Annotated in this window: 10 protein-coding genes and 2 pseudogenes; 10 read left to right on the forward strand and 2 right to left on the reverse strand. The window is 57.9% G+C overall.

From position 1 onward, the window contains the following. The first annotated feature begins 441 nt into the window (after positions 1-441). The 5 genes from FHS21_RS30115 (at position 442) to FHS21_RS30135 (ending at position 5,875) form a co-directional block, all read left to right on the forward strand. Entirely contained in the window at positions 442-1,587 is a 1,146-nt protein-coding gene (locus tag FHS21_RS30115) for a TRAP transporter substrate-binding protein (protein WP_183665820.1), read from the forward strand. Between the two features lie 90 nt (positions 1,588-1,677). Next, positions 1,678-2,346: a TRAP transporter small permease subunit gene (locus FHS21_RS30120; RefSeq protein ID WP_112529496.1), complete on the forward strand. Its 669-nt coding sequence runs from the start codon at positions 1,678-1,680 to the stop codon at positions 2,344-2,346. Further along, positions 2,343-4,088, forward strand: a complete 1,746-nt coding sequence (locus tag FHS21_RS30125) for a TRAP transporter large permease (protein ID WP_112529494.1) — start codon at positions 2,343-2,345, stop codon at positions 4,086-4,088. The genes FHS21_RS30120 and FHS21_RS30125 overlap by 4 nt, the downstream gene beginning before the upstream one ends. 166 nt (positions 4,089-4,254) lie before the next feature. After that, entirely contained in the window at positions 4,255-5,505 is a 1,251-nt protein-coding gene (locus tag FHS21_RS30130; protein WP_112529492.1) for a PQQ-dependent sugar dehydrogenase, read from the forward strand. 55 nt (positions 5,506-5,560) lie between these two features. After that, positions 5,561-5,875, forward strand: coding sequence for a c-type cytochrome (locus FHS21_RS30135; RefSeq protein ID WP_210283679.1), 315 nt, complete (start codon positions 5,561-5,563; stop codon positions 5,873-5,875). 202 nt (positions 5,876-6,077) lie between these two features. Here FHS21_RS30135 and FHS21_RS30140 read toward each other — a convergent pair whose 3' ends face one another. Next, positions 6,078-7,307 (reverse strand): MFS transporter, encoded by a 1,230-nt coding sequence (locus tag FHS21_RS30140; protein ID WP_112529488.1) that lies wholly within the window; start codon positions 7,305-7,307, stop codon positions 6,078-6,080. Between the two features lie 123 nt (positions 7,308-7,430). On the opposite strand from FHS21_RS30140, the gene FHS21_RS30145 reads away from it, so the two are divergent. Continuing rightward, positions 7,431-8,015, forward strand: coding sequence for a TetR/AcrR family transcriptional regulator (locus FHS21_RS30145; RefSeq protein WP_112529486.1), 585 nt, complete (start codon positions 7,431-7,433; stop codon positions 8,013-8,015). A 121-nt stretch (positions 8,016-8,136) separates the two neighbouring features. Here the strand turns inward: FHS21_RS30145 and FHS21_RS30150 are convergent, their stop codons facing one another. Then, entirely contained in the window at positions 8,137-9,009 is an 873-nt protein-coding gene (locus FHS21_RS30150; protein ID WP_112529484.1) for an SDR family NAD(P)-dependent oxidoreductase, read from the reverse strand. A 109-nt stretch (positions 9,010-9,118) separates the two neighbouring features. On the opposite strand from FHS21_RS30150, the gene FHS21_RS30155 reads away from it, so the two are divergent. From FHS21_RS30155 to FHS21_RS30165, 4 genes and pseudogenes are all read left to right on the forward strand, one after another. Continuing rightward, on the forward strand, positions 9,119-10,069 hold the full coding sequence (locus FHS21_RS30155; protein WP_183665822.1) for a LysR family transcriptional regulator: 951 nt from the start codon (positions 9,119-9,121) through the stop codon (positions 10,067-10,069). A gap of 169 nt (positions 10,070-10,238) precedes the next feature. After that, positions 10,239-10,475 (forward strand): annotated as a pseudogene (locus tag FHS21_RS30160) (carbohydrate ABC transporter permease); the annotation flags it as partial. Positions 10,476-10,511: 36 nt separating this feature from the next. Beyond that, the gene (locus FHS21_RS31305; protein WP_281386190.1) at positions 10,512-10,634 is read left to right on the forward strand and encodes a hypothetical protein; all 123 of its coding nucleotides are present in this window, start codon (positions 10,512-10,514) and stop codon (positions 10,632-10,634) included. Positions 10,635-10,648: 14 nt separating this feature from the next. Then, positions 10,649-11,133: pseudogene (locus FHS21_RS30165) on the forward strand (hypothetical protein); the annotation flags it as partial.

Here is an 11,133-nt window from a genome sequence, read left to right on the forward strand (position 1 = left end):
CAGCCGCGTCAGAGTCAGGGCCGCCTTGCAAACGTCCTGAAAAACCTCGCGCAGAGCGTCGAGGATGCTCAAACTCCGAGTTTTTCAACGATATCCGCCAGGAGCGGCCATTGAGAAGGTTCAAGTGTCACATGACGTGCCTCAGTTGGTCCCGCGATCGCTACCAGGCCATCTTGATACCGAACTTGCCCTCCCAAGCATTGGCGTCGCCATAGCCTGAAGGTAACTGCTACCCTACCCACCGGAATCAATAACTTGCTGACGCGGGCCTTAGCAACGACTCGGGATGACGCCGGAAAGTCCAGCGATCCCAAACCGTAGTATCTATCGCCAACCTTTTGAAATATTTGCTTTGAGCGTCATTGAGTGGACTTGGCTTGTACGGTCATTGAGTAGTATTGTGTGGCGGGGCACATGAGCCTCGTGCTTTGGGAGGAGCAAATGACCAAATCAAGGAACCAAACATGGGAGAAGACTTCGCGCCGCAAGTTCCTGAGTGGAGCAGCGGTGGCGGGCGCGGCGATGGTCGCTGCGCCGAGCGTCGTCAAGGCGCAAGGGCCTGTCAACATGCGCTGGCAAAGCACATGGCCCTCCAAGGATATCTTTCACGAGTTCGCACTCGATTTTGCCAAAAAGATCAATGACATGACAGGCGGCGATCTCAAGATCGAGGTGCTGCCAGCAGGCGCCGTGGTCCCTGCGTTTGGCCTGCTTGATGCGGTGTCACAAGGCACGCTTGACGGCGGCCACGGCGTACTTGTCTATCATTACGGCAAGCAAACAGCGTTGGCACTTTGGGGTTCAGGGCCTGGCTTCGCCATGGATGCCAACATGCTGCTCGCGTGGCACAAATATGGCGGCGGGAAGGAGCTTCTCGCAAAGCTCTATGACTCCATAGGCGCCAATGTCGTTTCCTTCCCGTATGGGCCGATGCCGACGCAGCCGCTCGGCTGGTTCAAAAATCCGATTGCGAAGGTCGAAGATATCAATGGCCTGAAGTTCCGTACCGTTGGCATCTCCATTGATGTCTTCACTGGTCTTGGCGCAGCGGTCAACGCGCTCCCGGGCGGCGAAATCGTCTCGGCATTGGACCGCGGATTGCTTGATGCGGCCGAATTCAACAATGCCTCGTCTGACCGTGTACTTGGTTTTCCTGACGTCTCCAAGATCTGCATGCTGCAGAGCTATCACCAGAATGCGGAGCAGTTTGAAATCCTGTTCAACAAGACGAAATACGATGCACTGCCTGATCAAATGAAGGCCATCATCGGCAATGCGACCGAAGCTGCCTCGCAGGATATGCACTGGAAGGCGATCGATCGCTATTCGAAAGATTATCGTGAGATGCAGACGGCCGATAAGGTCAAATTCTACAAGACACCGGACGTGATCCTCAAGAAGCAACTGGAGGTCTACGACGAGGTCGCGAAGAAAAAGGCAGGGGAGAACCCGCTTTTCAAGGAGATCCTCGTATCGCAGATCGCTTTCGCCGAGAGGGCAACGCAATGGGAACAGGATACGGTCGTCAGCCGGCGGATGGCATTCGATCACTATTTCGGAGAGAACGCGGCGGCGAAGAAGATCTGACGTACACTCCAAACTGGTAAAGCATCATTGGCATTTTTGATCCGATGATGCTTTGTTTGCCTACATATTCTCTCGCCATCGGGGGCATGCGTGAACGTTCAGCATTTTCTGAATACGGTCGATGCAATCAGCGTGTGGTTTGGAAAGGCCGCGGCGTGGCTCATCATCGGGCTGATGACGCTTGTCTGCGTCGAGGTCTTCAAGCGCTACATGATGAACATGCCCACGGCATGGATATTCGACGCCAGCAGCATGTTCTATGGCAGTTTGTTCATGCTCGCGGGGGCCTACACATTGGCGCAGAACGCCCATGTGCGCGGCGACTTTCTCTACAGCTCTATGCGGCCCCGGACGCAGGCGGCGCTTGATCTGGTATTGTACATCGTCTTCTTTCTGCCGGGCATCGCCGCCCTCGTTTACGCGGGTTACGACTACGCTGCGCTCTCGTGGAGGATCGGCGAGCATTCAACTGTGACGGCCGAAGGCCCGCCAATCTACTACTTCAAATCCGTCATTCCGTTGGCTGGTGCTCTTTTGATGCTTCAGGGAATAGCTGAAATCACACGCTGTATCGTCTGTCTCCAGACCGGGGAATGGCCTAGCCGGCTTAAGGATGTCGCGGAGATCGACGTGGTCGAGGAGCAGCTCGCGCACAGCGAGCATGTGGATGAGGAAACGCGCAAAGTCGCGATCGAGCGCGCACAACAAATTGATGAAACCGCGCGCAAACGTGGTTCAGGGGGAGACCTGCAAACGTGAGCGATCCAGTCCTTGGACTAACGATGCTGATGCTCATCGTGGTGGTTATCGTGATGGGCTTCCCGACAGCTTTCACGCTGATGGGCCTCGGCATGTTTTTCGGCTTCTATGCGTTCTACAACCCAGCGGAACACTGGATAGATAATCGTGTCTTCGATCTGATGGTTCAGCGCACCTATGGAGCCATGACCAACGACGTTCTGATTTCCATCCCCTTGTTCGTGCTCATGGGGTACGTGATGGAACGTGGAGCCTTGGTCGACAAGATGTTCTATAGCATCCAGCTTTCCTTCCGGCGCGTACCTGCGTCACTCGCCATTGCAACGCTCATCGTCTGCACGTTCTGGGGCATCGCCAGCGGCCTCGTTGGCGCAGTGGTGGTCCTGATGGGAGTGATTGCCTTCAACCCGATGCTGCGCGCCGGATATGACGTGAAGCTCGCTTCCGGCGTAATCACTGCGGGCGGTACGCTAGGAATTTTGATCCCGCCGTCCGTCATGATCATTGTTTATGCGGCAGTCGCGGGGCAGTCCGTCGTGAAGCTCTACGCCGCCGCGATGTTCCCCGGCTTTTTCCTCGCCTTCCTTTATCTTGTCTACATACTCGCCTGGGCGACAATCAATCCGAAGATTGCTCCACCCTTGCCGGAGGAACAAACAAAAGTTCCGGTCCCTGGATGGATGAGAAGCTTTCAGGAAACGTACTCACGCAACATGCTTGTCGGACTTTTTTCAGCATTGTTCGCTCCATCCAAGGCTATGGCGCTAGTGGCCGAGGATGGACCTCTTACCTACCGGAAGCTGCTCAAGAATTTCTGTGCCGCATTGATACCGTTCGCCTTGACAGCAATCACCTTTTTACTGGTTTGGTGGTATGTCGTCGTCCATCGGCAGTCCACAGCGGACACCGAAGCCCCAGCTGGCTTGGAGCAGCTCGGCTCACCGGTGGTGGACGCGGCGCCGACGGGACCTGTTGGGCCGTCGACCAGTTTCTACGTTTCTTTCGGCCTCATTGCCGCACTCGCTGCGGTTGTGCTCGTGCGTTACTACCGGAATATGAATGCCGAGCGACTACAGGTCGTAAAGCTACTGACCTCATCCGTGATGCCGCTGGGCGTTCTCACTATTGTCGTGCTCGCCGTCATTCTGTTCGGAATCACCACGGCCACGGAGTCTGCAGCCGTCGGTGCAGCCGGTGCCTTTCTGCTGGCGTTTCACGCCAGAACTCTCAACTGGAAGCGCACCAAGGAAGCGGTGTTCCTCACCGCGAAAACCACGGCCATGGTCTGTTGGCTCTTCGTCGGCTCGGCCCTGTTCTCCGCCGTTTTTGCAATTCTCGGTGGTCAGGCGCTACTTGAACAATGGGTGCTGTCCCTCGACCTGACGCCAGTACAGTTCATGATCCTGTCGCAAGCGATCATCTTTATTCTCGGCTGGCCGCTCGAATGGACCGAGATCATCATCATCTTCGTGCCGATCTTTCTACCGATGTTGAAGCACTTCAACATCGACCCGGTTCTTTGGGGTGTTCTCGTCTTCGTGAATTTGCAAGCGGCGTTCTTGTCGCCTCCGGTCGCGATGTCAGCGTTCTATCTCAAAGGCGTTTCTCCACCGCACGTCACACTCAACCAGATATTCGCAGGCATGATGCCTTACATGCTGATCGTGATCGTTTGCATGATCATCATGTATATCTGGCCCGGCATAACGCTCTGGCTACCGAACTACCTCTACGGTGGCTGACGTTGCCGGTCTTGAGACAGCTGAAAACCCGGTTTATTGTCAGGAAAATCAATCTGTGCAATACTTCTTGGTGTTGAGTAAGACTTGTAAAGTCTACGCCCGGTACCGAAACTTCAAACAAAAAAGAACTGCCGCAGCGTAGTATCTGGCCCCTTGGGAGGATACCGTGATCAATAAACTCGTTTTCGTTTTATCATGTGCAGTTGTCTTTAGTTTAACATCCGCCTCTGCGCAGGACGCTAATCTCGAGAAACTTGGCGGCTTCAAGACCACCGGCACACCGATGATGCAGCCGATTCCGCAGACTGGGGAGAATGCCGAAGCTCTCAAAGCAATCGCGGCGAAAATCAAAGTTCCGGATGGCTTCAAGGTCAGTCTCTATGCCCTCGTTCCTGATGCCCGTCACATGGCCGTGGGACCGCAAGGTGTTGTGACTTTTGTCGGCACCCGCAAGGAGCTGGTCTATTCCATGACCGACCGGGACAAGAACCGGGTCGCCGACGATGTGAAGGTGTTCGCGCCTTCGATCAAAATGGCAGTGCCGAACGGCGTTTGTTTCTCCAGGGATGGTCACCTTTATCTCTCCGAACAGAACCGAGTCCTTTGGTTCCCGGCTGCCGAGTTTTTCTATGAAGGCCCGGATGTCGCAGCTTTCGCCATCGTCAAGGAAGGTGAACTGATCCCCGCGTCTAATGAGAGCTACAATCACACGGCGCGCACCTGCCGCGTCGGGCCTGATGGCCGACTCTACATCACTATCGGCCAGCCCTTCAATGTGCCAGCGCCCGACGTACTCCCAGAGTTCCAGAGACTGGGTATCGGCGGTATCATCAGCATGAAACAGGATGGTTCCGACCGCAAGATTTACGCCCGCGGTATGCGCAATCCCCTCGGCATTGATTTCAATCCAAAGGACAAGACAATTTGGGTGAATGACAATCAGGTCGACGGCATGGGTGACACTATCCCCCCGGGTGAAATGAACCATGTTACCGGGCCGGACCAGAATTTTGGCTTCCCATGGTATGGCGGCGGCAAGACCCGCACCACTGAGTACAAGGACGCCACTGTGCCCGAAGGGGTGATTTTCCCGGCGGTCGAGCAAGACGCTCACGCAGCTGACCTCGGCCTGTCGTTCTACACGGGCAAACAGTTCCCTGAGAAATATCGGGGCGGCATTTTTTCGACCCAGCACGGTTCCTGGAACCGGGTAGACCCCGTGGGTGCTCGGGTGCTGTTCACCTCGCTCAAGGCAGACGGCTCAGCCGACAAGACGGAGGTATTCGCGGAAGGCTGGCTGAGCGAGAACGGCGAGTATCTTGGCCGTCCGGTCGATGTTCAGGTGCTTAACGACGGTTCACTGCTGGTATCCGACGATTTAGCCGGTGCAGTATGGCGGATTTCTTATGGTACTTGAGTGAACGTCACAATCGGTCGCGCCCTGCTAGGCATAGGAGGTTGATATTCGTGGTTTGATAGTAAGTCTGGCCGCTCTTGTCGCCTGTTCCACCGTCGCGGAGGCCGCAGGTGATGCCGCCTCAGGCAAAAAGGTCATGTCGAAATGCCAGGTTTGCCATGGAAAGGACGGCCTCGCCAAGCTGCCAGACGCGCCGAACATTGCTGGCCAAAAGGAGGCTTATCTCGTGAAGGCGTTGACCGCCTTCAAGGCCGGCGAGCGAAAGAACGAGCAGATGACGGTCGTGATCAAGGGCTTGAGCGATGAGGATATAGCGAATGTCGCCGCCTATTATTCATCGATCAAGATCACCGTTCAGCTTCCGCCATGAGTTCGGTCGGTCGACCGGAGCGGCGGAGGCCGCGCTCAGCATGGTAATGCTACCTTGGAGGTCCCTCCGGCGGAGCATTTCTGCCGCGGCAAAGCCCGATGAACCACCACCGACGATGACGATGCTTTACGGCGCGGCTGATTGCGATGGCTGTGCCTGTTTTTGGTCATCGCGCTTGTGCTGAACGAAGATGTTCCCATCCCTATGGCGCGGAATGCTCCAGCACCGCGCAATCCGCTCCGTCGGTGCAGTCGCCCGAAAGCGTCCGCTGGCCGAGAGCGATGATCCCGACGGTCGCGGTCCCGGCTGCCACAGACACCCAAAAGCCGTTCTCGGGACCGTAATTGTCCACCACCCAGCCCGAGACGAAGGCGCCCAGCGCCATGCCGATGCCGATACCGGTCATCACCCAAGTCACGCCCTCGGTCAGCATCGATTCCGGTACGCGGCGCTCGATCAGGCCGAAGGCTGTGATGAAAGTTGGCGAGATCGCGATACCGCTCACGAAGACGGCGACGGCAAGCAGGGTCACCGAGCTGCCGGCGACGAGCAGTGGCAACGAGGTCAGTGCAATTACGCCCACCGCGATCAGCAGCTGACGGTGCAGGGCCATGCGCGGGTTGAGCGCTCCGAGGATCAGGCCTACCACGAAGGAACCGACGGCATAGACGCCGATCACCAGGCTTGCGGCATTCGGCTGCCCAAGCTCCTTAGTGATCGCGACAGCGCTCACTTCAGCCGTCGCGAAGATCGAGCCGACGAAGATCAGCGCGAGCGTGATGATCTGCACCGGACGCTGTCGGATCGCCGAGCCCGCCGAAACGACGCCCGCGACATGGCGCACCTTGGGCTCGGTGCCGCGCTGCAGGATGAAGGCGGCCGTCCCGAGTGCCAAGAAAGCTGTGCTCACGATCATGCCGGCTTCCGGGAACATTGCCACCGCAAGCCCCACCGACAGCGAGGCGCCGGCGATGTAGACCAGCTCGTCTGCGGCACTTTCAAACGCGAAGGCCGTATTGAGCTCGGGCCGGTTGCGGAAGAGCTCCGTCCAGCGGGCCCGCATCAGCGCCGGAATGCTTGGCATGGCTGCCGCGAGGAAAGCCGAGACGAACAGCGTCCAGGCTGGCCAGTTCTGGTTGGCCGCTGCGATCAGCGCGATGAACGCCACCACCGACACGACAGTGGTCGGCACGACCACCGCCGTCTGGCCGAGCCGGTCGACCGCCCGCGAAATCTGCGGCGAAATCAGCGCGTTGGTCAGCGCATAGGTCGCCGAGACCGCGCCGGCCAGCCAATATTCGCCAAGCGTCTGGGAGAGCATGGCAACGATCCCGATCGGCGCCATGGCTATGGGAAGGCGCGCGAAAAAGCCGGCTGCGGAGAAGCCCTTCGCCCCCGGTGCCCGGAATATTTCCCTGTATGGATTTGACACAGTGCACTCCTTTCAGCTATCGAATGCGATACCTACATACGTGGCGTATGTAATCGAGATAATGGTATACGCCACGTATGTCAAATAAAATATACGCCGCGTATGTGTAAGAAAGGAGACGCCATGGCCAGGCCGCGAACGGAAATGATCGCAAAGACCCGCGCCAAGCTTATCGCGGCCGGTCGGCATGCCTTCGGCAGGATCGGCTACGCGGAGGCGTCAATGGACGATTTCACCGGCGAAGCAGGGCTGACGCGCGGCGCCCTCTATCACCATTTCGGCGACAAGAAGGGCCTACTCCAGGCCGTGCTCCTGGAAATCGACGCGGAAATGACCGAACGCCTCAACAAGGTCTCGGCATCGGCCCCTACCCGCTGGCAGGGTTTCGTCGACGAATGCGCCGCCTATATCGAAATGGCGCTCGAGCCCGAGATCCAGCGCATCATGTTCCGCGACGGCCCGGCCGTGCTGGGCGACATCTCGCAATGGCAGAACACCCCCGGCTGCATCGCAGCGCTCTCCCATAGCCTCGACCGTCTCAAGGCCGATGGCGAGATCATCGACATCGACACCGAAACCGCCGCCCGCCTCATCAATGGCGCCAGCAGCCACATGGCGCTGTGGATCGCCAATGCGGAGAAGCCGGAGACGGTTTCGAAGCGGGCAGTCGCTGGGTTCAGGACGATGCTGGAGGGACTTCGCAAGTAGCATTGAAGGCCGATATTGATGAGATAGATTTTAGCCGCCGCCCGTCGGCAGCGAGGGCACGTTGTGTCTACCTCGAGGCGGGCTTCCAACGTGACGACCCTCGCAGCTTTATTAGCTTAGTTTACGGAAGATCGCCGCCGTCAATGCCGATCACATGTCCACTCAGATACGAGCTTTGATTGCCAGCGAGAAACAGCACCAACGCTGCAACTTCATCCGGCGTACCCACCCGGCGCATCGGATAGGGTGCAACCAGCTGTTCGGTTGTAACATTCCAGTCCCGGCGCACTCGCTCAAGCATCGGGCTCTCGATCGGTCCTGGCGCGATTGCATTGATACGGACGTCGCGGCCATACTCCTGTGCGGCTGCGCGTGTCATGTGAATGACAGCGGCTTTCGAGGCGCCATAGGCAACAATATTAGGGAAAGCATGGCGACCGCCAATGGACGCCATGTTGATCATGGCTCCCTTCGAGCGCACCAGATGCGGCATCTCGTATTTCATTGAGACAAATACTCCGCGCAGATTCGTCGCGATCTGGTCGTCGAAACCGGCGATGTCCGTTTCGGCGATTGGCGCTGGCGGCAAGTCGATCCCTGCATTGTTGAAGGCGACATCGATACCGCCATAGCGTTCGACCACGTCAGATACGAAACGCTCCACCTGCCCGGCGTCGCGCACGTCCGATCTAAGGTAGACGGCGTCGCCGCCCGCTGCGCGTACCTCTGCTTCCACCTGGCGACCGAGTGCCTCGCGTCTTCCATTAAAGCAGACCCGAGCGCCCGCACGGGCGAAAGCCGCTACCGTCACGGCTCCAATGCCGGAAGTGGCACCCGTGACGATTACCACCTTGCCTGCCAACGCGCCCGGTGTCTCCGCGGCTGCCGACGCTGATGTCACGAAATTCTGCCCGGCTAGTGTACCTGCGGCAAGCATGCCCGCTAGAACCTGCCGCCGCGGAACCGCTGTCATTTCCTCAGACATGTTTGTCATGGCTTGGTTCCTCCACAATATGTTTGCGGGAGAGTAACCCAAGCGATTGCCTGGAAAAATCGCGGGTAGCTTTGTGCACTATTTAGTATAACTTTATAATCGTATGAGCATGATACCTGACCCTTTCTCCGGTCTGGCCGCCTTCCTCGCCGTAGCGGAAACACGCGGATTCACGGCGGCCTCCGCACGGCTGGGCGTTTCCCCTGCAGCCGTAAGCCAGGCAGTAAAGGCACTCGAAGCGAAGCTCGGCACACCCTTGTTTGTTCGCACCACGCGCCGGGTCCGTCTGACCGAGACGGGCGCAGACCTGTTGTCGCGTGTGGCACCTGCAGTTGCCGACATTGCGGGAGCCATCGAAACGGCAGGAGCCATGGGGGATGAACCTTCAGGTTTCCTGCGCCTCACGGTACCCCGTATGGCCGTGCCCCTTATCATTGATCGCGTGGTGCCGGCCTTCCGGCACGCGCATCCAGGGGTTACAGTCGAAGTCGCTGTGGAGGACGCAACTGTAGACTTGCTGGGGCGCGGTTTCGATGCAGGCATCCGCATCGGCGAATATGTCGAACGCGACATGGTGGGAGTAAGGCTCTCGCGCGATATCGTCTGGTCTGTCGTGGCCGCCCCCTCCTACCTGGCTACCCACGGCCGCCCGGCAACTCCCGAAGACCTGACCCGTCATGAGGCTATCCGATATCGCTTCCCGGCCTCCGGCGCCCTCTATCGATGGGAGTTCGAACGCGAGGGGCGCCCCCTTTCGGTCGATCCTCCGGGAAAGCTCATCGTCAATGATGGCGCGCTGCTTGTCTCTTTCGCAAAGGCTGGGCTCGGCCTTTCATATGTTGCCGACATCGCAGTTGAACAGGAGCAGCGTGCCGGACTGCTTGTCCGCGTGCTGGAGCCTTACCTGCCCACCACGCCGGGGCTCTTCCTCTACTTTCCGCAACGTGCGCAGGCGCAGCCGAAGCTGCGCGCCTTCATCGATGTCACCAGAAAGCTGTTACGGCTTCGCCGGATCGAGGCCAAATCCCACCATGCCGCCATAGGTGAGCTGAAAGGCTAACGGCGTCTTCGCTTGGCCCGCAGTCAGCATTGCGAGCACCGCCCGGGCCATATGCGATGCTCCTTCTTCCTGAAGGTGCTATACGAACCCCATTCCATGTCACGAGATAGTCATTGAACTGTCATCAATCTGAGACATAACCGTCATGCAGCGAGCCTAACAAGACCGCGCGGTGACGGCGTTCGCGATCTCCTCCGTGGTTGCGCACTGGAACGATCTGGCCGCTGATCATCATCACCAGTATGGAAAGGGCGACGCCGCCGCTTGGTCGGCTCTTCTTCCGTGCCGCCGAGGCCGGGGCGCTCATGGCAGCGACCCTGGTGATCACACACTTCCCCTGGTCGTGGCGTTTCTGGCGGCGCAAAGGCGCTTCATCGAAGGCATCACGCTGATCGGTCTGAAGGGCCGAACCACCTCTTTGATATCAATACAGGAGAGAATCATGAACTTCTTCAAGCAGACGATTGCCGCGGCAGCGATCGCTACAGGGCTCTGCGTTCCGGCCTTTGCCGATACGACGCTCGCTGACAAGGTCGGCATTTCCTTGCTGCGAGACGACTGCTGAAAGGGGGATTTACAATGTCCACGAAAGAGAGAGAAACAGCGATTGTGACAGGGGCCTCACGAGGTATCGAAGCAGCCATAGCTCCGCGGTTGGCAAGCGACCGTTTCAGTGTCATCATGAATTTTGCATTCCTAAACACATTAAGATTTTCGCGAACCGCTGCTGCTATTATTGCTGCAGCGGTTTTCCTGCTGGACACATTGACATCCTTGGACATCGCCATTGCGGTGCTCTACGTGCTCGTGGTCTTGCTATCGCTTAATTTTGCAACCCAGATAGGGCTCGTTCTGATCGGCGCTGGCTGTATCGGACTTACCGTTTTAGGGTTTTTGATTTCGCATGGCGAAGGGCTGCCTGCACTCGAAGAGTCGATGGGACGTTGCTTCGTCAGCCTTGCTGCCATTGGGATCACAACATTCCTTGCTTTCAGGGTGAAAGCTGCGATCGGTGTTTTGGCCGAAAGTGAACAGCGTTACCGCACTATTTTTCTGGCGACGGG

Origin of the sequence: Phyllobacterium trifolii (assembly GCF_014192095.1) — a bacterium.
In the GTDB taxonomy this organism is placed as follows: domain Bacteria; phylum Pseudomonadota; class Alphaproteobacteria; order Rhizobiales; family Rhizobiaceae; genus Phyllobacterium; species Phyllobacterium trifolii.